The sequence below is a fragment of the Erythrobacter colymbi genome (assembly GCF_002155685.1).
Classification (GTDB): Bacteria; Pseudomonadota; Alphaproteobacteria; order Sphingomonadales; family Sphingomonadaceae; genus Erythrobacter; species Erythrobacter colymbi.
Genome location: NZ_MUYK01000002.1, coordinates 135,468 through 158,041, shown reverse-complemented (window position 1 = coordinate 158,041; position 22,574 = coordinate 135,468). Strand labels below are relative to the sequence as shown.

Below are 22,574 nucleotides of genomic sequence, written 5' to 3'. Positions count from 1 at the left end.
CGGCGATACATCCGGACGAATGACATTCACCCGCGCTCTCGCCCGCCTTGTCGCAGGCGCCGCCCTCGCCGCCGCCGCCCTCCCCCTCGCCGCGCAGGCGCCCGATGCCTTCCTGCCCGACACGTTACCGGTGCAGCTCGATCCCGCCCAAGCCGATGCAAAGGTGGGCGAGCTGATCTTTCGCGGCGGGGTCGAGATCGCGCCCGACAAGGCCGATATCGGCGGCATCTCCAGCCTCGAATGGCACGGCAATTCCCTCTTCGCAGTGACCGACGATGGCCGCTGGATGGAGCTCGAGACCGGCGAGATCGCGGGCAAGCTGGTCGATGTCGCGGGGATCCGCTTGGGGCCACTCCACGACCAGAGGGGCGCGATGCTCGATGCCAAGAAGCGCGGCGATGCCGAGGCGCTGACGCGTCTCCCGTCCGGCGAATGGCTGGTCGCCTTTGAGCAGGAGCACCGCATCTGGCGCTATGCCGATCTCGAAGGCCCGGCGGGCGCCGCCGATACCCGCGCCGCCACGCTCACCGCCGGGGCCGCGCCCAATGACGGGATCGAGACGCTCGCCGCCTGGCCCGGCGGGCTGCTCGCCTGCGGGGAATGGACCGGAGCCGCGCGGCCCAATTGCCTGCGTATCGGCGACGACGGCACGGCAACGCCCTTCGCCCTCCCCGCGCCCGAAGGCATCGCCGAAGTCGGCGGCGTGCCGACCGACGCCGCCTGCAAGGCCGACGGCACCTGCTATGTCCTGTTCCGCAGCTACACCCCCGGCAAGGGCAACCGCGCAGCGGTGGTCGCGCTCGCGCCCGACAACACCGTCACCCCCCTCGCCGTGCTCGCCCCGCCGCTGCTGGTCGACAATTTCGAGGGGCTGGCGGTGCGCGAGGATGCGGGGCGGACCTTCCTCTACCTGGCCTCGGACGACAACCTCAACAACTGCGCGGCGGTGAGCAAGCCCTCGTGCCAGCGCAACCTCCTCTACAAGTTCGAGATCGCCCCGCCCCCCGGCGTGCCCGCCGCGCTCGCCGCCGCGCGCCCGGGTAAGCGCCCGCATCCCGAGGCCGCGAGCGTCAGCGTGGTGCTGGAGACGAGCCTCGGCCCCGTCACCATCGCGCTCGAGACCGCGCGCGCACCCGTCACCGCAGGCAATTTCCTGCGCTATGTCGACGAGAAGCGGCTCGACGGCACCAGCTTCTACCGCGCTATGGTGCTGGGGCCGGAGGGCACGGTCGCGGGCCTCGTGCAGGGCGGCACCCGCAGCGATCCCCAGCGCATCCTTCCCCCGATCGCTTTCGAGCCGACCAGCACGACCGGCCTCACCCACACCCACGGCGCGCTGTCGATGGCGATGCTCGCACCGGGCGGCGCGGACGGGGATTTCTTCATCGTGATCGAGGACCAGACCGGCTTCGACGCCAATCCGGCGACGGGCGATCCGGGCTATGCGGCCTTCGGCTATGTCACAGGCGGGATGGATATCGTCACCCAGATCCTCGCCGCCCCGCGCGATGCGCAGGCGGGCGAAGGGGTGCTGAAGGGCCAGATGCTGGCCGCGCCGGTGACGATCCTGTCGGCGCGGCGGGTGGAGCCCTAAAGCACCAGCTGCGTCTGGATCACCACCGCCACCGGCTTGCCCTCCGCGGTGTCGATCGTGGTCTGCCACACCGACATCCGCCGCCCGGTCTTGAGCGGGACGCTGCGCCCCTGCACGGTGCTGCCGACCGACGCCGCGCCGAGGAAGTTGGTCTTGCTCTCGATCGTGGTCGTGCCCTTCGCGCCTTCGGGAAGACACGCCACCGCGCCGACCGCACCCAGCGCATCCGCAAAGGCCATGATCGCCCCGCCATGCATGATGCCCCCGGCCGTGCACAGATCCGCGCGCACGGTGATGTGACCTTCGACCAGCTCTGCGGATGCGGCGGTGACGGTCACGCCCATCAGCTTCGAAAAAGGCATGGCATCGGCCGGGTTCATCGCTTGTTCTCCTCCCGCGCCGCGAGGCCCGCGATGCGCAGCACCTCCTCGGCAAATTCGTCGCCGCTGCGCAGCCGCAGCATTCCCGCCCGCTGGAGCCCGATCGCGCCGTGGGCGAGCATCCACACCCGCATCACCTCGCGCCGCCGGGTGTCGTCGTCCGCGCCCGGCGTCGCCAGCGCATCGAGCGCGACCGCGATCACCTTGTCGACCGCCGCGCGCAGGGGCGCATGGGCGTTGATCTGCTCGTAGCGCCGTCCGGTCATCACCGCGTAGAGCCCCGGCTGGTCGAGCGCGAAGCGCACATAGGCCGCCATGAAAGCCGCAGGATCGGGCGCAGGGGCCAGCGTTGCCGCAAGCTGCGCGAAGCCCCGCGCCGCCAGCCCCGCCAGCAGCGCCTCGCGGTCGGCAAAGTGGTTGTAGAGCGCCCGGTGCGCCACCCCCAGCTTCTCGGCAAGCGAGCGCAGCGAGAAGCTCGCCGAGGGATCCTCGGCCACCAGCTCCAGCGCCGCATCGAGCGCAGCCGTGGCAAGGTCACCGTGGTGATAGGCTTCGCGCCGGGTCATCCGCCCCGCTTAGGCAATCACGCCGCCTGCGCCAAGGCCGAGAGGTGCCAGTCGACGCTCATGCGCGCGACCTCGCGGCCTTCGGCGTCCTCCATGCGGATGGTGACGGGGAAGCGCACCTTGCCCTCGGCATCGAGCGCGGTGAACAGCGCCTCGCGCGCGCCGTCGACCGAAGCGTAAGCGGTGATGGTGCCCTTGGCGGGCCGCGCATAGGCGATGGTCGATCCGGCCGCGACCGGACGCAGCGCGGCGAGCCGTTCGAGGAACATCCCCGCCATCGCCGCGCCCGAGGCGGCTTCGGCCAGGGTGAACAGCGCGCCCGCGTGCATCGTGGCGATGTGGTTGGAGGTGTTCTGGCTCTGCTCGAGCGTGGCGGTGGCCGTGCCCTCGCCGATCGTGCCGAGCTCGACCCCAACATAGGAGGCAAAGGGGACGACGGCGGAAAGCTGGGCCTTGAGCATTTCGTAGGGGTTCATGCGAATCGCCTTGTGCTGGATTATGTATCCACTGGATACATTGAGTCCGGACGAATGCAAAGCCGCCACGGGAGCGTCTGAAAATCCTCGGGAAAAGCCTATTCGCTGAAGGCGGGGCGGCCCACCGGGGCGCTTGCGGTGCGCGGCATCTGCGCCTCGATCTGCGGCAGCCAGCCGCGCGCATTCGCGCCGATGTTGACCTGCGGCAGCGAGGCGAGGAAGCGCGCCTTGGCCTCCCACTCGGCAACCGAGCGGCCGGCGATGCGCGCGGCCTCTTCCAACCCGACCGGCTGGCGCAGCGCGCGGTTGATTAGGGCGTCGCCGTAGAAGGTCCAGTCATTCTCGGCCTGGCACCCGAAGGAGCTGCGCGTGCTCGCCGCGGCGGTGAGGATCGCGGTGTCGGGGCTCGCCAGCGCGGGCACGAAGACGCCCGAATAGCAGGCCGACAAGATCAGCACGCGGCGCGTGATTCCCGCCTCGGCCAGCGCCTGCTTCATGCTCCTGGGCGAGAGAATGCCATAGCCGGTATCGCCCCAGTGATAGGCCAGCCCGAGGTCGTTGCCGTGGCTGGTGGTGTAGAGCACCAGCACGTCCTCCTTGCCGTCCATCAGCGAACCGATGTGGCCGAGCGCAAGCAGCAGCGCGGAGATCGAGCCGTGGGGCGCATCGTCGCGGGTGCCATCGGGCCCCGCCAGCGTCAGCGTGCGCCCCGCTGCCCCGTAGCGCGCGGCGAGCACCCTGCCCGCCTCCCGCGCTTCGCGCGCGAAGACCGGATCGCTGTCGAGCGCGATGGTGAGGACATAGGCGTCCGCCGTGCCGGGTCGCTGGGGTGCAAGCCCGGCGAGCGCCGCATCAAGCCGCCGCGCCTGTTCGCGCATGACGGCGGGCGCGACGCCGCGATGGAGTTCGGGCGAAAGCTCATAGCTCTGCCGCCGTTCAGCCGGAGTCTTGCCGCTGGCAAGCTCGGGCCAAGGGAGAACATGGGCGGGCGGCTGGTTGGGACCGGTGGCAGGCGCAGGCGCGGATTGCGACAGCGCGGGAACGGCGGCCAGCGCCGCCAGAAGCCCCGCGATGATCCTGCCCCTGTTCATCGCCGCCCAAGCTGCCCGCGCACCATGCGGGCGTCAAGCGCTATCCCGGGGCCGGATTGAACCCGTTACCAAGTTCTGGTATCGCGGCGGCATGGGAAAGAACACCTCGATCTCGCTCGGCGACCATTACGAAGCCTATGCCCGCCGCAAGGTGGAATCGGGCGAGTTTGCCACCATCAGCGAAGTGATCCGCGATGCCCTGCGCCGCGCCGAGGAGCGTGATCTACGAATCGCGAACCTGCGAGAACTGATCCGCGAGGGCGAGGAAAGCGGCGAGCCTAGACCCTTTGACTGGGACGGATTCCTCGCACGCAAGTTCCCTGATGCTTGAAGTCGTTCTGCGTCCGAGAGTGTTCGACGAGCTCGAAAACATCGCCGACAATACGATATCGGAATGGGGTCAAACCCGTGCCAAATCCTATATCGAAGACATACGCCGACAGATCGATCGGGTAGCCGAATTTCCCGGCATCGGATCGCCGGTCTATGGGCTGCCACCCGAATATCGCAAAGTCCGCGCTGGAGCGCATCGGATCATTTATCGCCAGACCGCCACCGAATTGATCGTCGTCCGGATCATCCACGAGCGACAGGATGTGACCAACGATCTCGATGGTTGATAAACAAAAGGCCCGGTCCTTCGGGGGACCGGGCCTCGTCGTTTCAGCGGAGCACCGCGATCAATACACCCGCGCCTTGGGCTCGATGTACTTGATGTCGTCGGTCAGCGTGTATTCGTGAACCGGACGGTAATCGATGCGGATGTTGCTGCCGCGGCCGCCCCAGCCGTCGAACCAGGCGATGGTGTGCTTCATCCATTCCTTGTCGTTGCGCTCGGGGTAGTCCTCGTGCGCGTGGGCGCCGCGGCTTTCCTTGCGGTTGGCCGCGCTCGCCATCGTCACGTTGGCCTGCGCCATCAGGTTGTCGAGTTCGAGCGTCTCGATCAGGTCGCTGTTCCAGATCAGCGACTTGTCGGTGACGTGGATGTCCTCCATCCGCTTGTTCTGCTCGGCGAGCTTGGCGACGCCCTCGTCCATCAGCTTCTGGTCGCGGAACACGGCGCAGTGCTTCTGCATCGCCTTTTGCATTTCCGCACGGATCTGCGCGGTGGGCGAGCCGCCGCTGGCATAGCGGAAGTGGTCGAGGCGGGTCAGGGCGAAGTCGGCGCTGTCTGCCGGAAGCTCGGCCTGCTTGGCATTGGGCTTCAGGTTGTCGCGCAGGTGGTGGCCGGTCGCGCGGCCGAACACCACGAGGTCGATCAGCGAGTTCGAGCCGAGGCGGTTCGCCCCGTGCACCGACACGCAGGCCGCCTCGCCCACGGCATAGAGGCCGGGGATGACCTGATCGGGGTTGCCGTCCGGCCCCAACGTCACGACCTGCCCGTGGTAGTTACACGGAATGCCGCCCATGTTGTAATGCACCGTCGGGGTGACGGGCAGCGGCTGGCGGGTGAGATCGACGCCTGCGAAGATCTTGCCGCTCTCGGTGATGCCCGGCAGGCGCTCGGCGAGCACCTTGGGGTCGATGTGGTCGAGGTGCAGGTAGATGTGGTCGCCATCCGGCCCCACACCGCGCCCCTCGCGCATTTCGAGCGCCATCGAACGGCTGACGACGTCGCGCGAGGCGAGGTCCTTGGCCGACGGGGCATAGCGCTCCATGAAGCGCTCGCCCTCGGAGTTGGTGAGGTAACCACCCTCCCCGCGTGCGCCTTCGGTGATGAGCACGCCCGCGCCGTAGATGCCGGTCGGGTGGAACTGGACGAACTCCATGTCCTGCAGCGGCAGGCCAGCACGCAGCACCATCCCGCCGCCGTCGCCGGTGCAGGTGTGAGCCGAGGTGGCGGTGTAGTAGCAACGGCCATAGCCGCCAGTCGCCAGCACCACGCTCTGCGCGCGGAAGCGGTGGATCTTCCCGTCGTCGAGGCACATCGCCATCACGCCGACACACTGCTTCACGCCGTCACGCTCGGCCATGATCAGGTCGAGCGCGAAGTATTCAATGAAGAAGTCCGCGTCGTACTTGAGGCTCTGCTGGTAGAGCGCGTGGAGCATCGCATGCCCCGTGCGGTCGGCCGCGGCGCAGGTGCGCTGCACCGGCGGGCCTGCGCCCATGTTCTGCATGTGCCCGCCGAAGGGGCGCTGGTAGATCGTACCGTCGGCGTTGCGGCTGAAAGGCACGCCCGCGTGCTCGAGTTCATAGACCGCCGCCGGGGCTTCGCGCGCGAGATATTCGATCGCGTCCTGGTCCCCCAGCCAGTCAGACCCCTTGACGGTGTCGTACATGTGCCAGGTCCAGTGGTCGGGCGAGTTGTTGCCGAGGCTGGCGGCGATCCCGCCCTGTGCGGCGACGGTGTGCGAGCGGGTGGGGAACACCTTGGAGATGTTCGCCGTGCGCAGGCCTGCTTCCGCGGCGCCCATCGTCGCGCGCAGGCCCGAACCGCCCGCGCCCACCACCACCACGTCATAGGTGTGGTCGACGATCGTGTAGGCGCCCTTCAGATGCGCGCCTCCGACGTCGTTGGCCGTTCCCTTGGGTGCTGCGGTTGCCATCAGGCGTTACCTCCGAATGCGAGCGCGGCGACGCTGAAAATCCCGAAGGCGCCGCCGCCGATGGTTGCAAGATTGAGCGCCGACAGGCACCCGAATTTGGTGCCGGCATCGTGGACATAGTCCTCGATCAGCACCTGAAGCCCGAGGCGGGCGTGCCAGAACAGGCTGATCACCAGCAGGATCATCGCGGTCGCCGAAACCGGCTGCGAGAGCCACTTGGTGACGGTGGCATGGCCATAATCGCCCAGCGTCGCGAGGCTGACCAGCAGCCAGGTCATCAGCACGATGTTGCCGATCGCGGTGAAGCGCTGGAGCAGCCAGTGATGCGCCCCGTGGTGCGCCGCGCCGAGCCCGCGCACGCGGCCGATGGAGGTTCCGTTACCCATGTCGTGCGCTCCTCAGCCCAGCAGGACCACGGCCCAGAAGGCCGCAGTGCAGAAAATCGCGATGACCGGCGCTGCGACCGACCACATGCGGTTGGTGTCGAGCTCGTAGCCCGCGCCGATATCGAGCACGAAATGGCGAAGCCCGCTCATCATGTGGGTGAAGAAGGCCCAGCTGAGGCCCACCAGCACCAGAATGCCAAGGGGCGAACCCATCGCACCCTGGAAGCCCGCATAGGCTTCCGGCCCGCTCGCGAGCGCGCCCAGCCACCATACCAGCACACCCAGGCCAACCAGCGCCATGCCGTCGCCGGTTGCGCGGTGGAGGATCGATACGAGCATGTGCGGCCCCCAGCGCCAGATCTGGAGGTGGGGAGAGAGCGGTCTTTGGTTCATGGTGATCCCGTTTGGTCCCTGTTCAAGGCCCTCCCACTTAGCGCGGCTGACGCATGAGGCAAGCGGCGACATGGTGGACATGGCTTGCAAAGTTTCGGATAGGCGATTGCATGGGACACATTCTTGTAACCGGATCAAGCCGCGGAATTGGCAGGGCGGCGCTCGAGGCGCTGGCCGCGCGCGGCGCAAAGGTCATCGGCCATGCCTCGCGCGTTCACGGCGCAGGTCAGGGCACAGCGCCGATCATCGCGGCCGATTTCGGCGATCCGCTGAGCGTGCAATCGCTGTGGGATCAGGCGCTCGACATCGCGGACGGCGAGATCGACGTGGTGGTGAACAACGCCGGGCGGTTCGAGGCGAACCGGCTGGAGCGCTCCGACATCGAATGGCTCGATGCGTGGGAGGATACCGTCAGGGTCAACCTCACCAGCGCGGCGCAGCTCTCGCGCTTTGCGGTGCTGCACTGGCAGGAGCGCGGCTTTGCGGGCAGGCTGGTCCACGTCGCCAGCCGTGCCGCCTATCGCGGCGACAGCCCGGCGCATTGGCACTATGCCGCCGCCAAGAGCGGGATGGTGGGCATGCACAAGACCATCGCCCGCGCCTATGCCAAGGACGGCATCCTGAGCTTTGCCGTCACCCCCGGCTTCACCGATACCTCGATGGCGGACGATTACCTCGCCAGCCGCGGCGGCCCGGGGCTGCTCGCGGACATCCCGCTCGGCCGCGTCGCCACCCCGGACGAGATCGCGAGCATCATCACCTTTTGCGCCCTCGACGCGCCCCCCAGCATGACCGGCGCCGTGATCGACGCCAACGGAGCGAGCTTTGTCAGGTAACATGGCGTCCGCTGACACGACGTGGAAACTCTCCGCCTTCGCCCCCAAGCCGGTCGTGCAGGCCGCGCTGCTGGCGCATGACCTGATCGACGACTGGGACTTCGAGCTCGTCATCGCCGGGCGCGAGGTGGCGGAGGACCGGCCCGACGACTGGGTGCTCGAGGGCTGGTATCCGAGGAAGCCCGGCAAGGCCGAGAAGGCCGCGCTCGCGGGACTGTTCGAAGGCACCGCGCCCAAGATCACCGTCGAGGAACTGCCGCCCGAGGACTGGGTCACCCTCAGCCAGCACAATGCGCCGCCGATCCGCGCGGGGCGGTTCCATGTCCACACGCCCGATTATCCCGCCGATCCTGACCTCATCGACTTCGTGATCCCCGCCAGCCAGGCCTTCGGCACCGGCCAGCACAAGACCACCGCCGGCTGCCTTGAAATGCTCGGGCACATGAAGGCGAGCGGCGTGATCGCGCGCAATGTCGCCGACATCGGCACGGGCACGGGCCTGCTCGGTTTCGCCGCCCTTGCCCTGTGGCCGCGGATCACCCTCACCCTCACCGATATCGATCCGGTCTGCACCGGCGTGGTCGAGGAGAACGCCGCGCTCAACGGCGTGACGATGGGTGCCGGCGCAGGCGAGGCGGTGATGATTATCGCCGACGGCATGGACGATCCGCTTCTTCAGGTGCGCGGGCCTTACGATCTGCTGATCGCCAACATCCTCGCCGGGCCGCTGGTGAGCCTCGCCCCCGATTTCGGCAAGGCCGTACCGCCGGGCGGCCACCTGCTGCTGGCGGGGTTGCTGGCGGGCGAGCAGGAAGCGGCGGTGCGGCGCGCGATGGCCCTTGCCGGCTTCCGCCTCGCCGCGAGGCTCCAGCGCGGCGACTGGGCGATCCTGTGGCTACGCAGAAGGCGCGCGATCAGGTGATGATCATTTGATGGTTTTGCGTTATGACTCCGCCCCATGTCCGCCCCAGCGCCTTCCGTGATCGACCTCGTCACCCAGCACATGACGCGGGTGCTCTATTTCGATCTCAGCCGCTACCTGATCGCGGCAGGCGCGTTGACGCTGCTGCTGCTGGTCTTCCGCGGCTTTGCCGAGAACCGGAAGATCCAGCGCGGGCGCCGGCCCACCCGCGCCGACTACACGCGCGAGCTGCTGTCCTCGATGCGGACCGTGGGCGTCTATGCCGTCGTGACGCTCGCGATCCTCGCAGGGCGCCAGAGCGGACTGATCCTGCTCACCATCAGGGACGCGGCGCTGTGGACCATCATCTGGCAGTTCGCGCTGATGGTGATCGCGCATGACGCGTGGTTCTACTGGGCGCACCGCGCGATGCACCATAAGCGGCTGTTCCGGGCGACGCACCTTCACCACCACAAGTCGCGCACGCCGACGCCGTGGACCGCCTACAGCTTCACCATGACCGAGGCGGTGATCGAGGTCGCCTTCGTGCCGGTGTTCCTTCTCGTCACCAGCCAGCTCGGCATCGCCTATGCGGGCTATGCGATCCTGTTCTTCATCTGGCACCAGATGATCCGCAACGTCATGGCCCATGCGGGCAGCGAGCTGTTCCCGGCAGGCTGGGTCGACAATCCGTGGACGAGCTGGATCGCGACCACCACGCACCACGACCTGCACCATTCCTCGGGCCACAATTTCGGTTTCTACTTCACCTTCTGGGACCGCTGGATGGGCACCGAGCACCCGCGCTACCGCGAGACCTTCCGCGAGGTCACCACCCGTAGCCGCGCGCCCGAGGCTGTGGCGGAACCCGCCGAATAGGTCTCATCCCGCGCGTTCCACGCGATAGTCGATCGGCTTGAAGGTCCCGCCGCTGGAGGCATAGGCCGAGCACGCGGTCAGCCCGATCACGAGGTCCATCTCCGCGCGCAGCCGGATGTAATCACCCGCGCGGGTCTCGGGCGGCAGCACCGCAAGCTTGCCGTCGGGCGCGAAGGTCACGTTCATGAAGACGTTGAACGCGCAAGGGATCATGTCGGGGGTGACGCCATGCGGCGCCAGCGCCTCGGCGAGGTTGCCGAAGCACCCGCGATGCACCGGCTTGTCGGGGTAGAAATGCCGGAAAGTGTCGACCGAACACGGCGTCAGCAGAAAGTCGTGCGCGGGCGCGGTGTCTTCGAGGATCGTCAGCATCACCCGCGAGCGGTTCGACCACAGCCTTGCGCCGGTGGTGAGGCGCAGGGTCTCCTCGTAATCGAAGGTGCGCCCGTTCGAGATGATCTCGCTCGGATCGCCATCGGCCACGGCGACGAGGTCACTCACCTGCCCGCCCTCGGGGTCGATCACCGTGAGGATGTCGCCCCGCGCAATGCGAAAGGCGGTGCCGCTGCGCGGCGCGATGCGCTGCGTCATGCGGGCTCGCCCGGCGCGAAGGGGCAGACCCAGTTCTTGCCCACCGCACGCCCGCTGTACTGCCGCGCCTCGCTCACCATGCCGTGGCGCGCGAGCATCGGGTTGGGCGCGCCATCACAGGCCGCGTCGCGGGCAAGGATCACCGCGCGCATCCGCTCGTATCGGTCCTCGGCGCGCAGGCGGGCGAATTGTTCGTGGAGGTTGAAGACGATCGCCGGAAACGGCAGCCGCCGCGCCCGGCGCGAGGCGTGCGGGTGGAGGCCGACCGCGAAATAGGCCTTGCCGCCGAAGCTCAGCGCGAAATGGGCGTCGACCGGATCGCTGCTGAAACCGGGCTCGGGCGCAAAGCCTGCCGCCCGGTCGAGCGCGGCGAGACGGCTGAGGCGTTCCCACAGCGCTGCCTCGAAGCCGCGCTCGTCGAGGGTGCGCGGGCCTTCGAACACCACCGCGAAGCTGCGGAACTCGGGCGTGTCGGCGGCATCCACGGCGCTCCATGCGGCAAGCGCGCCGTGGATGCGGGCATCGCCGCGGTCATCGGTGATGGCGCGCGCGGTTTCGATCCTCAGGCCGTCCTGCGCGAGCGCGGACTTGGCTCCGACACAGGGGAACGCCGCCGCCTCGATATGGGCGCGCAGGGTCTCGGCCAAAGGCTTGGCGATGAAGGGCCGGGCGAAGGGGCGGAAGGCCGCCATGTGATCGGCATCGGGGGCGTGAAAGCGGCGGGGCTGGATGTTCATGCTGCCGGGCTAGGCGGGTTGCCAGCCTCGGACCCTAACCTCGGTGCGCCGCACGCGACAGGCCGTGCCAGTGGTCGGTCAGGCGAGCGCTGTCCGCCGCTGCTCCAGCCACAATCGCTCGGCGCGCGGGGGATCGAGCGCGAGCGCCGCATCGAGCGCCGCCGCCGCCTCCTGCCCTCGCCCGACACGCGCCAGCAGATCGGCGCGGGCGACATGGTAGGGCCGCGCGAGGGCAAGCCGCTCGGCAGGAAGCGCATCGATCAGGGCCAGGCCTTCCGCAGCTCCCTCGACCTGCGCCACGGCCAGCGCGCGGCTCAGCGCCACCATCGGCGAGGGGCGCAGCGCGAGCAGGACATCGTAGAGCCGCAGCACCGAAGGCCACTCCACCCGCCGGTCAAAAGCACGGCGCGCGTGGGCGAGCTGGATCGCGGCCATCACCTGATATGGCCCAGACTGCCCCGCCTGTACCGCGGCATCCATCAGCCCGCGCGCGCGGTCGATCCGCGCATAATCCCATTGCGCGCAGTCCTGCTGCGAGAGCGGCACCATCGCCCCCGCTCGGTCCAGCCGCGCCCCGGCCCGCGATCGCGCCAGCAGCACCAGCGCGGCAAGGCCTAGCGCCTCGGGCTCTTCGGGCAGGAGCTCGGCGACCAGCAGCGCCAGCCGCTCGACCTCGCCGCCAAGATCGGCGTCCATATCCTCGGGCAGCGCGGCCGACAGCTCGCCGCCCGCATCGGCATAGGCGGCGGTGAAGGCGAGCTCCAATGCCAGCAGCACCGCGCCCAGCCGCTCGGGCCAGTCGCGGCGCGGGGGCAGTTCGAAGGCGATCCCCGCCTCGCGCACCTTCGCCTTGGCGCGGGTGATGCGCTGGAGCATCGCGGGCTCGCTGACGAGGAAGAGCTGCGCGATCCGCCCGACCGGCAGCCCGCAGATCACTTTCAAGGCCAGCGCGGCGCGCACCTCGGCTCCCAGCGCGGGGTGGCAGCAGATGAACAGCAGCCGCAGCCGCTCGTCGGGGATCGGCTCGGGGAGCGTGAGGATATCGGCCATGTCGGTGACCTCCGCCAATGCGTCAACCTTGCGCGCCTCGCCCCGCGCCTTGCGCAGGGTATCGAGCGCGCGGCGCTTGCCCGCGACGAAGAGCCATGCGGCGAGATCGCGCGGGGCCTCGGCAAGCGCGAGCGCGGATGCGGCGGCCTCGGCAAAGGCCTCCTCCGCCGCATCGAGATCGCGAAGCTGTGCGGCAAGCGCGGCCACCACGCGGGGCCGCGCCGCCATGATCGCCTCGGCGCGCGCGTGGCTCAGCCTTCCGCCCCCATCTGCCACACCGGGCGCACTTCGACCCCGCCCTTGGGCACCGGGATCCGCTTGGCCCATTCCAGCGCCTCGTCGAGGCTGGCGACATCGATGATGTAGAACCCGCCGAGCTCCTCGTGGGTCTCGGCAAACGGGCCGTCATGCAGGGTGACGACGCCGTTGTCGGAGCGCACGGTGGTCGCGGTCGAGGCGGGCTTCAGCCGCTCGCCCGAAAAGGGCACGCCCGCCGCGACCAGATCCTCGGCCAGCTTCATGTGCCCGGCCAGCGTTGCCTCGAGCAGCGCCGCCCCGCCCTCGCCCGCATAGGGGCTTTCGTCTTCGTTGATCATCAGCATGAACTGCATGGGTCGTCTCCGTCATCGGCCCGCCGGGATGGCAAGGCTCTGATACGGAGACGCGGATGCCAAGCCGGATTCGACAGGCGCCCCAAACTTTCTGGGCGAAAAATTATTCCGCCGGCTCGGCCCCGCCGCTCTCGTCGAGCTTCTTGCCGGTGCGGGTCCAGGGATAGAGGAACTGCCCGCCATAGCCGGTCGGCACATCCTCGGGGATGCCGTAATCCTTCGGCCAGCGGCCTTCGGGCAGGTGGAAGGTGCCGAACAGCTTGTCGATCCAGGGGAAGTGGATCGCGAAATTGACGTCGAAAGCCTCGCGCTCCAGCCCGTGGTGCCAGTGGTGGAAGCGCGGCGTGGCGATCCAGTGGCCGAGCCGGTCGAAGTCCCCGCCCACATTCGCATGGAGCAGCGAGGACCAGACATAGATGAAGCCGATATAGGCCTGCATCACCGCGGCATCGAAGCCCAGCGTGAACAGCGGCAGCGAGGTCACGGCGCGCAAGGCGACCACCTCGACGATGTGCATCCGCGAGCCCGCGAGCCAGTCCATCGACTTGGCGCTGTGGTGCACCGCGTGGAAGCCCCACAGGAACGGGATCTGGTGGAACAGGCGGTGATACCAGTATTGCAGGAAATCCGAGGCGACGAGCACGATGGCGAACTGCACCACCCATGGCAGGCCCGCCACACCCGCGCGGAAGGCATCCCAGCTATTCGTGTTGGCGTTGATGATCTGCGAGGGCGCGAGCGTCAGGAAGGCGAGCACCTGCACGAACATCGTGCTGACGAGGAAGTAGAACAGATCCTCGCGCCATTCGTGGCGGAACAGGCGCTGCTGCCGGCGATGCGGCACGAAGCGTTCCAGCGGCGCAAACATGAAGCCGGTGGCGAGCAGGTTGACCACGAAGAAATCGAGCCCGAAGAACATGCCCCACCCGCCGGCACTCTCGCCCTCGACCGTCGCCCCGCCGAGCAGGGTGGCGGCCAGACCGATCATCAGCGCGGTCATGCCCAGCACCTTCCTCGGCCGCAGCAGCAGGCTGAGCAGCGCCAGCGCATAGCTCGACAGCAGCATCACGTGGATCGCGGTGCGGAAGCCCGCCCAGTCGCGGATGATCTGGAGTTCGGGAGTAGTGAAGACCGCAGGGAACTTGAGCGCGGTCACCATCGCAAAGCCGCTGATCGCGAAGAGCAGCGCAAAGAAGCCCGCGAACCACCCCGAGCCGAAGCGCCGCACCTCGACCGGCGATTCGAGATCGCGCATCAGTTTCTGGAAATATCCCGCCATTGTGGCGTCACGCCCCGTGCCTGTTTTGCGAAGGTGTAGCGGAAAATTCTTTCCAGACAGCTACCTGCGCCCGATCAGCTGCCGAGCGTCTCTTCCAGCAGCGCGAGCGCGTTGCGGGTGAAGGCGGCCATGTTGGCGATGCGGTCGTCCGATGCGGTGTCGAGAAGCCGCGTGTGCTCCCCGCCCGGCCCCGCCAGCGCGGCAACACTGCGCCCCGCGGGCGCGCCGGAGGGGTGGGAGGAGCCGCCGACCGAGCCGCTCTCGGCCAGCCCCCACTCGGCCCCGAAATTCTCCCGGATCGCGCGGGCTTGCAGCAGCGCATAGTCCTCGGTGGCGCCGCGCATCCCCTTGTAGGCCTCGCGCGGCAGGGCGAAGAGCACGTCGCGCGCGCGGAAGGAATAGACCACGCCCCCGCCCACAAAGAAATCGAGCGCGCCGGGCACGGTCAGCAGGCTGGCCGCGATCAGGCCACCGGTAGCCCCGTCGGCCACCGCCACCTTCTCCCCCCGCGCGCGCAGGAGAGCCGCGATGCGCAGGGCCTGGGGGTGGAGTTCGGCGAGGAGGTCGCTCACGGCGCAATCCGGGTGATGGTGGTGATCTCGCCGCCGCCCTGTGGTCCGTCTGGGGTAGTGACGTTCGCGAGCCGCGTCGTCCGACCGGAGATCGGCAGGCCGGTGACAGGGTCGAACGTAATGGCAATTTCGTCGGTGAGTTCGAGCCCGAGGATCGCGTCCGCCGGTTGGAGTGGACCTTTCAGCGCCCCCCGAGACCGCATCCGGTCGATCACGCCCAGCGTCAGCTTGTGGATCACCTCGGGATCGAAGACCGTTGTCTGAACGAGGCTGATATGCGCATCGGGCGTGCGGCTCACCGACCCTTGCGAAACCGCCGGGATCGGGGTGGGCGAAAAGGGCGTGGGGACCTCGACATCGCTCGCGAGCGTCTCGCCCGCGGTAAATATGCTTCCACCATAGCCCAGCATGGCCGGCCAGCCGCGGATCAGCAGGCGGGGGGCCTCTTCCGCCGTGCTATTGATAAACGGTTCGAGCACGGTCCGCATCGCTGCCACGGCGCCCTCGTTCACCGGCTTGCCCGAGAATCCCGCAGCCGCTTCCGGGAAGGCGCGCAAGCTTTCCTGCAAGGTCGGCCAGTCGCGCAGTCGCACCATTTCGCCCGCGGAGTCGAGTTCGACCACCACTGGGAGAAGATAGACCCGCAAGCCCGGCGGCACCGCATCGAGGGCACGCCTGTCCGACAGATCGAGCCTTCGATCCCCGCTGTTTATGGCGAGCTGTTCGATTGTCAGCGCATAGCCGCCGTCGATCTTGGCAAAGGTCAGCCGCTGCTCCAACTCGATCGCGTTAGTGCTGCTGGCGAATTTACGCTCGAACCGCAGGCGATAGGCCTGCGGCGTATCGAGCGGGGGCGCAAAGGGGATGGTGACCTCCTCCCTGCTTTTGACGACCTGCGGCGATGGCGGTGCCGGCTCGGCCTCCTGCCCAATCGAAGGGGCCGACAGGCTGACAGCGAGCGCTGCGAGCAGCAGGCGCGCAGGATGCGGCAGCCGCATCACCCTTCGCCCCCCAGCGCCTCGGCGACGATAGCCGCCCAGCCTGCTTCATCGGTGGTCTCGATCCCGAGTTCGGCGGCCTTCTTCAGCTTCGATCCTGCACCCGGCCCGGCGACCAGCAGGTCGGTCTTGGCGCTGACGCTGCCCGCCGCCTTCGCGCCCAGCCTTTCGGCCTGCGCCTTGGCCTCGTCGCGGCTCATGGTTTCGAGCTTGCCGGTGAAGACGACGGTCTTGCCCGCGACGCGGCTGGCGACGGTCTTGACCTCGTAGCGCGGCGGGGAGACTTCGGCGAGGAGGTCTTCCCACACCGCGACATTGTGCGGCTCGTGGAAGAAATCGCCCAGCGCCTCGACCACGCTCGGCCCGATGCCGTCGATGGCGGTGAGTTCGCTCGCCGCTTCCATGTCGCCTGCGTGGGCGCGCTCGGCGAGCGTGCGAAGCGCGGGCAGTTCGTGGAAATGCTTCATCAGATCGCGCGCGGTGACCTCGCCGACATGGCGGATGCCGAGCGCGAAGAGCAGCCGTGCGGCGTCCGGCGCGCGCTTGGCCTCGATCGCGGCGAGGAGGTTGTCGACCGACTTCTCCTGCCAGCCTTCGAGGCTCAGAATCTCCGAGCGGCGGCGGCGCAGGCGGTAGATGTCGGCGGGGCTCTCCAGCCAGCCGAGGGCGAAGAACTGGGCGATGGTCTTCTCGCCCAGCCCCTCGATATCGAGCGCCTTGCGGCTGACGAAATGTTCGAGGCGCTGGGTGCGCTGCGCAGGGCAGATGAGGCCGCCGGTGCAGCGCACATCGACCTCGCCCTCCTCGGCGACCGCCTCGCTGTCGCATTCGGGGCATTTGGTGAAGTCCGGCTCCACCGCTTCCAGACGCGGTTCGTCACGGGTGAGGTTCTCGACCACCTGCGGGATCACGTCGCCCGCGCGCTGGATCACCACCCGGTCGCCGACGCGAAGGCCCAGCCGCGCGATCTCGTCGCGGTTGTGGAGGGTGACGTTGGTAACCGTCACCCCGCCCACCAGCACCGGCGCGAGGCGGCCAACGGGCGTGAGCTTGCCGGTGCGCCCGACCTGGATGTCGATGCCCTGCACGATCGTCTCGGCGCGTTCTGCCGGGAACTTGTGCGCCAGCGCCCAGCGCGGGGCCTTGGCAACGAAGCCGAGCCGCTCCTGCCAGTCCAATCGGTCGAGCTTGTAGACCACGCCGTCGATATCATAGGCGAGCCCGGGCCGCGCCGCGCCGATGGCATCGAAATGCGCGACCAGCTCGTCCGCCCCGCCGACGAGGCGCACGAACAGCGGCGACACGGGGAAGCCCCAATCGCGCAGCTTTGCGACAACCTCGGCCTGGGTTGCCCCGGGCACCGCCGAAGCCGCGCCCCAGCCATGCGCCCAGAAGCGCAAGGGGCGCTTTGCAGTAACGCTCGCGTCCTTCTGGCGGAGGCTTCCGGCGGCGGCATTGCGGGGGTTGGCAAACAGCTTTCCGCCCACTTCATGCTGCGCAGCATTGAGTGCGGTAAAGGCCTGTTTTTCCATATAGACCTCGCCGCGCACCTCGAACACCGCAGGCACGCCTGCGGGGAGGCTCTGGGGGATGTCAGGGATGTGTGCGACATTCGCCGTCACGTCCTCGCCCACCTGCCCGTCACCGCGCGTCGCGGCGCGCACCAGCACCCCGTTCTCGTAGCGAAGCGAGCAGGAGAGGCCGTCGATCTTGTCCTCCGCCGTGATCGCCAGCGGCTCGCCTTCGGGCAGGTTGAGGAAGCGCCGCATCCGCGCCAGCCACTCGGCCACCTCCTCCGGGGAGAAGGCGTTGTCGAGGCTCATCATCCGCACCTCGTGCGTCACCTTGCCGAGCGGCGAAGCGGCGATGGCGTGCCCGACCTTGCGGCTCGGCGAATCGGCGCGGACGAGATGCGGGAAGGCCGCCTCGAGCTCGGCATTGCGGCGCACCAGCGCATCATACTCGGCGTCGGTGATCTCGGGCGAGTCCTCGGCGTGATACAGCCGGTCGTGATGGGCGATGGCCTTGGCAAGGCGCATCAGCTCGTTGGCGGCATCCGCCTCGGACAGTCCTTCGGTGCTCATGCGCGCAGCCTTTTCACCGCCCCTTGGCAATGTCCAGCAGAGCCGGGCCGATCGCGGCAAAATCCTTGGTACCGGGAACGAGGAGGTTGAAATGCTGCGCCTGATCGACGCGGATCACCTCCACCGCGATGCCCTGCGCGCGCAAGCGATCGAGCACCGCCGGATCGGGATCGGGCAGCGCGCCGTCGACCACCAGCAGGCGCTTCACAAGCGGGGCGTTGCTGACCGGATCGAGCATCGCATAGCGCCCCGGCAGTTCGGTGGGTGAGCCGCCCAGCAGCGGCGCGATCACCGGCTGCCCGCAGATTGCCGCATCGGCGCCGACAAACGGCCCGACCGCCAGCGGACCGTCGAGCGCCACGAGCGCGCGGGCGCGGGGCAGATCGGCGGCGACCACCGCATCGCCCTTGTTCCCGCTCGCCAGCCACACCGCAGGGGTGACCCCTGCCGAATGGCCCATGAGGGTGATGCGCGAGAGGTCCAGCGGATGATCGCGCGCAAGGGTCTTCACATAGGCGAGACCCTGCGCCCAGTCGGTGAAGGTGTTGGGCCAGCCCCCGTCAGAGCCAAGCTCGCGGTAGGACGGCGTCCAGGTGGCAACGCCGTTCGCCGCCAGAAAGGCCGCGAGCGGGGCGACGTTGACCGTACCGCCCATCCCTGCCCAGCACCCGCCGTGCCAGATCACCGCAAGCGGGAACGGTCCCTTGCCTTGGGGCATGCGCAGCTCGCCATATTGCCGCGCGGACTCGGTGCCGTAGGCGACCTTGAGCGTCGGCGGCGGCGCGGGGAGCGTATTGACGGTGCGCGGGTCGTAATCCGTGGTGTCGGTCACGGCAAAACGCGCATCGGGAGCGGGTGTCGCCGGCGCGCAGCCAGCTAGGGTTGCGGCAAGCGCGGCGGCTGCGGCGGCAAGGTGCTTCATCTCTGTCTCCCCCGGGATGTGCGTCCAGCCTAGCGTCTTGCGCGCACCGGGCAACGGGTCATTCGCCGCCCCGGAGAACCGCCAGCATCGCCGCCTCGTTGGCTTCGTAGACCGGGTTGCCGGGGGTGATGATGGCGAAGTGGCTCGCGCCGGCATTCTCGCGCACCGTCACCCTGCCCGCGCCCGTCGCGAGCGCGGCCTGCGTCGCGGCGGAGGGCGCGGGGAGCTTCGCCTGCACGAACAGCAGCTCGGCCAGTTGCGGGGCGATGGTCGCGGGCGAGATCGCCTTGTAGCGCTCGGGGAAGCGCTGCGGCTCGCCCCCCATGAAGGGATCGACCGCGGAGAACTGGCACAGGGCATCGAAAGCAGGCCGCTCGGCCCCGACATCGCCCGGCCCGTCGAGCACGATCGCCGAACGCACCCTGAGCGCCGCGCGCGCGCCGACAGGGCCATCGGCACCATCCGCGCGCGCGAGCCACTGCGCGGGCAAGGCGCCTGCCGAATGGCCGACCAGCGTGACGCGGTTGCGGTCGATAGGGTAGCGCTCGGCCACATCCTCGATCAGTTTCGTCGAGGCGGCCCAGTCGGTGAACGAACCCGGCCACCCGCCCCCGTCTCCCACCTCGCGGTAATCGACATTGAGCGTCGCGATCCCGAGCTGCTGCCAGCGCGTCGCGAGCGGGGCCATGTAGGCCTGCGAGGCGATCCCGGTCTTCCAGCACCCGCCATGATAGATCACAGCGAGCGGGAACGGGCCTGTCCCCTCGGGGAGCCTGAGTTCGGCAAACCCGCGCGGATGGCCGGCATAGCGCAGGATAGCGTCGGGCTTGGACGCGGCGAGGTTGGCGTCGGTGCCATAGGTGGCGTTATTCGGCTGCACGGCAGGCTTGGCCTCCTGAGGCGCGGGCGCAGGGGTGGCGGGGGAGCAGGCTGCGAGGAGAAGGAAAGGGAAAAGGCGGATCATCTCAAAACCTCGTCATGCTGAACTCGTTTCAGCATCCATCGCGCATCACAGAGTTGCCGGAGTTTGCGGCGGAATGGACCCTGAAACAAGTTCAGGGTGACGGGAAATTGGCACCAGCCAGGTACTTTGCAAATCACACCACCCAACGCATCTCGGAGTTGGTGACAGCCCACACGTCACCTACCCGATCTACCTGATAGCGCATGCCGGCACCGATAGAGGCGGTGTCGACAATGCAGCGCCGCGCAGTCGAGCAATTGACCGCTTGAACAGTGAGGTGCCCCGCCTCCTTGCCGCTCCCGTCGAACCATGTGGTCATTGCCGAGAACATGCCGAAATCGCCTTCGACCGTCTTGCTGGTGCAATCGGCGACAGGAACGACGTGGAGGAACGCGCCGGCCAGTCGATCTGCGAGCAGGTCGTAATCGAGCGGCTGATCCGAAGCCAGACAGAGATTGGCCACTTCGGGCGCAACTTTTCCGGTGGCCGCCTGATCGGTCGCGCCTTCGATATACCACGCTAAATCGGCTTTGATCGCGGCGGCGACGGCTTCGCTGACAACAGGCTTCCGGTCGACCTCCTCGGATAGCGACACCCCGCCAGCGACCAGCGCAACAAGCGCGGCGAGGATCGCGAACTGCCCCGATCGACCGCTCACTCCGCGCGAAACTCGTCTACCACGCGGATCGCCCCGACAATTGCCGCGTTAAACGCCGGCAGCTCTTCGGCGGGGATCCAGTATTCCTGATGTTCGCGCCCACCGGCATTTTCGACCGTATAGTGCGCGAGGAAGGCGGCATCGACATCGAATTCGGTGACGTAGCCCGCGCCAGACGCCCCGACATTCCAGTCGCGCGCGATCTTGATCGCGTATTCGCGGGTGGTGACGGGATAGAAGATCGGCTGTTCGGGCAGGCGCGGCGGGAATTCGCGCCAGCCGCTGTCCGCGATCAGCCGCAATTCCTTGGGGCCGACCGGCCGCCAGAGCGTGATGGTGTCCATCACACCCCCTCCAGCAACCGGTCTGCCTGCGCCCTCGCCTCCGGCGTCACCTCGGCGCCGGACAGCATCCGCGCAATCTCCTCCTGCCGCCCAGCGTGGTCGAGCAGCACGACGCTCGTCCGCGTCACGGTGCCGGTCGAGGCCTTGGCGATGAAGTAGTGCTGCTGGCCGCGCGCGGCGACTTGCGGCGAGTGCGTGACCGCCAGCAACTGCCCCTCGTTCGCCGCCAGCCTTGCGAGGCGTTCGCCGATGGCGCTCGCCACCGCCCCGCCGACGCCGCGGTCGATCTCGTCGAAGATGATCGTCGCCGCCCCGCCCTTCTCCGCCAGCGCGACCTTGAGCGCGAGGATGAAGCGCGACAGCTCCCCGCCGGACGCGATCTTGTTCAGGGGCGCGAAGTCCGCGCCGGGGTTGGTCGAGATCAGGAACTCCACCGCGTCCATCCCGTGCGCGCCCCAGCGCTCTTCGGGCAGCGGCGTGACGCTGGTGCGGAACTTGGCGGCGTCGAGCTTGAGCGGCGCCAGCTCGGCCGCCACCGCCGCGTCGAGCCGCTCGGCCCCAGCGACGCGCGCGGCGTGGGCCTTGCCGGCGGCTTCGACATAGACGAGCCGCGCTTCCTTGGCGGCGGCTTCCAGCGCATCCAGTTGCGCCTCCCCGCCCTCGATCGCGTCGAGGCGCGCGCGCATGGTGCGCATCAGCTCGGGCAGGTCGTCGACCTCGCAGCGGTGCTTGCGGGCCGCGGCGCGCAGCTCGAACAGGCGGGTCTCGGCGCGTTCGAGTTCGTGTGGATCGTGGACCAGCGCCTCGGCGGCAAGCCGCAGCTTGTCCTCCGCCTCGCTCGCCTCGATCACCGCGCGGTCCAATGCGGCGAGGGCTTCGGCCAGCAGCGGGTGCTGTTCGGCAATGCGGTCGAGCTTGCGCGCGGCGACCCGCAGGCTCGCGAGCGGCGAATCCGAGCCTTCCCACAGATGCCGCAGCGCCTCGAGATCGCCCGAGAGCTTCTCGCCCTTCTGCATGTCGGCGCGGGTCAGTGCGAGGCGTTCCTCCTCGCCCGCGACCGGATCGAGGGCGGTCAGTTCGGCGAGATGCGCGATCAGCAGGTCCTGGTCGGCCTTGGCCTGTTCGACGCTACCCCGAGCCTCGGCCAGCTGCGCCTCGGCCCGCGCCCATTCGCCATAGGCCCGTTCGAGCCCGGCCACATCCGTCCCGGCATAGCGGTCGAGCAGCAGCCGGTGCCCGCGCGGGTTCACCAAGCCGCGGTCGTCATGCTGGCCGTGGAGTTCCACCAGCGCGGGCGCCAATTCGCGCAGCAGGGCGACGCTCGCGGGCTGATCGTTGATGAAGGCCTTGGAGCCGCCGTCGGCCTTGACCTGACGGCGGATCATCAGCGGCTCGCCCGGCTCGATCGCGATCTCGGCATCATCCAGCGCGGCGGCGACCGGCGGCGGGAGCGCGGCGAATTCGAAGCTGGCGGTGACCGACGCCTTGTCCTCCCCGGCGCGCACCAGCGAAGTCTCCGCGCGGTCGCCCAGCACAAGGCCCAATGCGTCGAGCAGGATCGACTTGCCCGCCCCCGTCTCCCCCGTCAGCACGCCCAGCCCGCGCGCGAAATCGAGATCGAGCGCTTCGATGAGGACGATGTTGCGGATCGAGAGGCGGGTCAGCATGGATGGGTCAAGCGATAGCGCAGCGCCGCTGGAAGGTCACGCACAA

The 22,574-nt window shown here is 68.6% G+C and carries 26 protein-coding genes; 6 read left to right on the top strand and 20 right to left on the bottom strand.

Annotation, left to right across the window (positions count from 1 at the left end):
• Positions 1–19 precede the first annotated feature (19 nt).
• On the top strand, positions 20–1,594 hold the full coding sequence (locus tag BZF57_RS04080) for an esterase-like activity of phytase family protein (RefSeq protein ID WP_086734945.1): 1,575 nt from the start codon (positions 20–22) through the stop codon (positions 1,592–1,594).
• Here BZF57_RS04080 and BZF57_RS04075 read toward each other — a convergent pair.
• The 4 genes from BZF57_RS04075 to BZF57_RS04060 form a co-directional block, all read right to left on the bottom strand.
• Positions 1,591–1,974: a PaaI family thioesterase gene (locus BZF57_RS04075; RefSeq protein WP_240505847.1), complete on the bottom strand. Its 384-nt coding sequence runs from the start codon at positions 1,972–1,974 to the stop codon at positions 1,591–1,593. The genes BZF57_RS04080 and BZF57_RS04075 overlap by 4 nt on opposite strands.
• Positions 1,971–2,540 carry a TetR-like C-terminal domain-containing protein gene (locus BZF57_RS04070; protein WP_086734943.1) on the bottom strand — a complete coding sequence of 190 codons (570 nt, stop codon included), beginning with the start codon at positions 2,538–2,540 and terminating at the stop codon, positions 1,971–1,973. Before BZF57_RS04070 ends, BZF57_RS04075 begins: the two co-directional genes overlap by 4 nt.
• Before the next feature lie 17 nt (positions 2,541–2,557).
• Complete coding sequence (locus tag BZF57_RS04065; RefSeq protein WP_086734941.1) at positions 2,558–3,016, bottom strand: YiiD C-terminal domain-containing protein; 459 nt, start codon at positions 3,014–3,016, stop codon at positions 2,558–2,560.
• 98 nt (positions 3,017–3,114) lie between these two features.
• Positions 3,115–4,107: a C13 family peptidase gene (locus tag BZF57_RS04060; protein ID WP_086734939.1), complete on the bottom strand. Its 993-nt coding sequence runs from the start codon at positions 4,105–4,107 to the stop codon at positions 3,115–3,117.
• Here BZF57_RS04060 and BZF57_RS04055 point away from each other — a divergent pair.
• Together BZF57_RS04055 and BZF57_RS04050 are read left to right on the top strand one after the other, a co-directional pair.
• Complete coding sequence (locus tag BZF57_RS04055; protein WP_240505846.1) at positions 4,088–4,438, top strand: type II toxin-antitoxin system ParD family antitoxin; 351 nt, start codon at positions 4,088–4,090, stop codon at positions 4,436–4,438. The two genes, BZF57_RS04060 and BZF57_RS04055, sit on opposite strands and share 20 nt — an antisense overlap.
• The gene (locus BZF57_RS04050; RefSeq protein ID WP_086734935.1) at positions 4,431–4,727 is read left to right on the top strand and encodes a type II toxin-antitoxin system RelE/ParE family toxin; all 297 of its coding nucleotides are present in this window, start codon (positions 4,431–4,433) and stop codon (positions 4,725–4,727) included. The genes BZF57_RS04055 and BZF57_RS04050 overlap by 8 nt, the downstream gene beginning before the upstream one ends.
• A 60-nt stretch (positions 4,728–4,787) precedes the next feature.
• Here BZF57_RS04050 and sdhA read toward each other — a convergent pair whose 3' ends face one another.
• Genes sdhA through sdhC form a run of 3 tightly spaced genes read right to left on the bottom strand, consistent with a single transcriptional unit; the run spans position 4,788 to position 7,435 of the window.
• Complete coding sequence (gene sdhA / locus BZF57_RS04045; protein WP_086734933.1) at positions 4,788–6,656, bottom strand: succinate dehydrogenase flavoprotein subunit; 1,869 nt, start codon at positions 6,654–6,656, stop codon at positions 4,788–4,790.
• Positions 6,656–7,042 carry a succinate dehydrogenase, hydrophobic membrane anchor protein gene (gene sdhD / locus BZF57_RS04040; protein ID WP_086734931.1) on the bottom strand — a complete coding sequence of 129 codons (387 nt, stop codon included), beginning with the start codon at positions 7,040–7,042 and terminating at the stop codon, positions 6,656–6,658. The genes sdhA and sdhD overlap by 1 nt, the downstream gene beginning before the upstream one ends.
• Before the next feature lie 12 nt (positions 7,043–7,054).
• Positions 7,055–7,435: a succinate dehydrogenase, cytochrome b556 subunit gene (sdhC, locus tag BZF57_RS04035; protein ID WP_086734929.1), complete on the bottom strand. Its 381-nt coding sequence runs from the start codon at positions 7,433–7,435 to the stop codon at positions 7,055–7,057.
• Positions 7,436–7,545: 110 nt separating this feature from the next.
• Between sdhC and BZF57_RS04030 the strand changes: the two genes are divergently transcribed.
• Genes BZF57_RS04030 through BZF57_RS04020 form a run of 3 tightly spaced genes read left to right on the top strand, consistent with a single transcriptional unit; the run spans position 7,546 to position 10,051 of the window.
• The gene (locus BZF57_RS04030; protein WP_086734927.1) at positions 7,546–8,271 is read left to right on the top strand and encodes an SDR family NAD(P)-dependent oxidoreductase; all 726 of its coding nucleotides are present in this window, start codon (positions 7,546–7,548) and stop codon (positions 8,269–8,271) included.
• Between the two features lies 1 nt (position 8,272).
• The gene (locus BZF57_RS04025; RefSeq protein WP_086734925.1) at positions 8,273–9,193 is read left to right on the top strand and encodes a 50S ribosomal protein L11 methyltransferase; all 921 of its coding nucleotides are present in this window, start codon (positions 8,273–8,275) and stop codon (positions 9,191–9,193) included.
• A gap of 36 nt (positions 9,194–9,229) precedes the next feature.
• Positions 9,230–10,051, top strand: coding sequence for a sterol desaturase family protein (locus BZF57_RS04020; protein WP_240505845.1), 822 nt, complete (start codon positions 9,230–9,232; stop codon positions 10,049–10,051).
• A gap of 3 nt (positions 10,052–10,054) precedes the next feature.
• Here the strand turns inward: BZF57_RS04020 and BZF57_RS04015 are convergent, their stop codons facing one another.
• From BZF57_RS04015 to recN, 13 genes are all read right to left on the bottom strand, one after another.
• A complete protein-coding gene (locus tag BZF57_RS04015) occupies positions 10,055–10,642 on the bottom strand; it encodes a DUF1989 domain-containing protein (RefSeq protein WP_086734923.1) in 588 nt (195 codons plus the stop codon).
• Positions 10,639–11,379, bottom strand: coding sequence for a guanitoxin biosynthesis heme-dependent pre-guanitoxin N-hydroxylase GntA (gene gntA / locus BZF57_RS04010; protein WP_086734921.1), 741 nt, complete (start codon positions 11,377–11,379; stop codon positions 10,639–10,641). The genes BZF57_RS04015 and gntA overlap by 4 nt, the downstream gene beginning before the upstream one ends.
• A gap of 78 nt (positions 11,380–11,457) precedes the next feature.
• A complete protein-coding gene (locus BZF57_RS04005; RefSeq protein ID WP_086734919.1) occupies positions 11,458–12,657 on the bottom strand; it encodes an RNA polymerase sigma factor in 1,200 nt (399 codons plus the stop codon).
• 23 nt (positions 12,658–12,680) lie between these two features.
• The gene (locus BZF57_RS04000) at positions 12,681–13,040 is read right to left on the bottom strand and encodes a YciI family protein (protein ID WP_086734917.1); all 360 of its coding nucleotides are present in this window, start codon (positions 13,038–13,040) and stop codon (positions 12,681–12,683) included.
• A 103-nt stretch (positions 13,041–13,143) separates the two neighbouring features.
• Complete coding sequence (locus BZF57_RS03995) at positions 13,144–14,319, bottom strand: sterol desaturase family protein (RefSeq protein WP_086734915.1); 1,176 nt, start codon at positions 14,317–14,319, stop codon at positions 13,144–13,146.
• A 74-nt stretch (positions 14,320–14,393) separates the two neighbouring features.
• The gene (locus tag BZF57_RS03990) at positions 14,394–14,891 is read right to left on the bottom strand and encodes a CinA family protein (protein ID WP_086734913.1); all 498 of its coding nucleotides are present in this window, start codon (positions 14,889–14,891) and stop codon (positions 14,394–14,396) included.
• The gene (locus tag BZF57_RS03985; RefSeq protein WP_086734911.1) at positions 14,888–15,889 is read right to left on the bottom strand and encodes a hypothetical protein; all 1,002 of its coding nucleotides are present in this window, start codon (positions 15,887–15,889) and stop codon (positions 14,888–14,890) included. Before BZF57_RS03985 ends, BZF57_RS03990 begins: the two co-directional genes overlap by 4 nt.
• Positions 15,889–17,973 carry an NAD-dependent DNA ligase LigA gene (gene ligA / locus BZF57_RS03980; protein WP_086734908.1) on the bottom strand — a complete coding sequence of 695 codons (2,085 nt, stop codon included), beginning with the start codon at positions 17,971–17,973 and terminating at the stop codon, positions 15,889–15,891. Before ligA ends, BZF57_RS03985 begins: the two co-directional genes overlap by 1 nt.
• 13 nt (positions 17,974–17,986) lie before the next feature.
• Entirely contained in the window at positions 17,987–18,895 is a 909-nt protein-coding gene (locus tag BZF57_RS03975; RefSeq protein WP_086734906.1) for an alpha/beta hydrolase, read from the bottom strand.
• Between the two features lie 58 nt (positions 18,896–18,953).
• Complete coding sequence (locus BZF57_RS03970) at positions 18,954–19,859, bottom strand: alpha/beta hydrolase family protein (protein ID WP_086734904.1); 906 nt, start codon at positions 19,857–19,859, stop codon at positions 18,954–18,956.
• 133 nt (positions 19,860–19,992) lie between these two features.
• Positions 19,993–20,517 (bottom strand): hypothetical protein, encoded by a 525-nt coding sequence (locus BZF57_RS03965; RefSeq protein WP_086734903.1) that lies wholly within the window; start codon positions 20,515–20,517, stop codon positions 19,993–19,995.
• Complete coding sequence (locus tag BZF57_RS03960) at positions 20,514–20,861, bottom strand: ADP-ribosylation/crystallin J1 (protein WP_086734901.1); 348 nt, start codon at positions 20,859–20,861, stop codon at positions 20,514–20,516. The genes BZF57_RS03965 and BZF57_RS03960 overlap by 4 nt, the downstream gene beginning before the upstream one ends.
• Positions 20,861–22,528, bottom strand: coding sequence for a DNA repair protein RecN (gene recN, locus BZF57_RS03955; protein WP_086734899.1), 1,668 nt, complete (start codon positions 22,526–22,528; stop codon positions 20,861–20,863). The genes BZF57_RS03960 and recN overlap by 1 nt, the downstream gene beginning before the upstream one ends.
• Positions 22,529–22,574 lie beyond the last annotated feature (46 nt).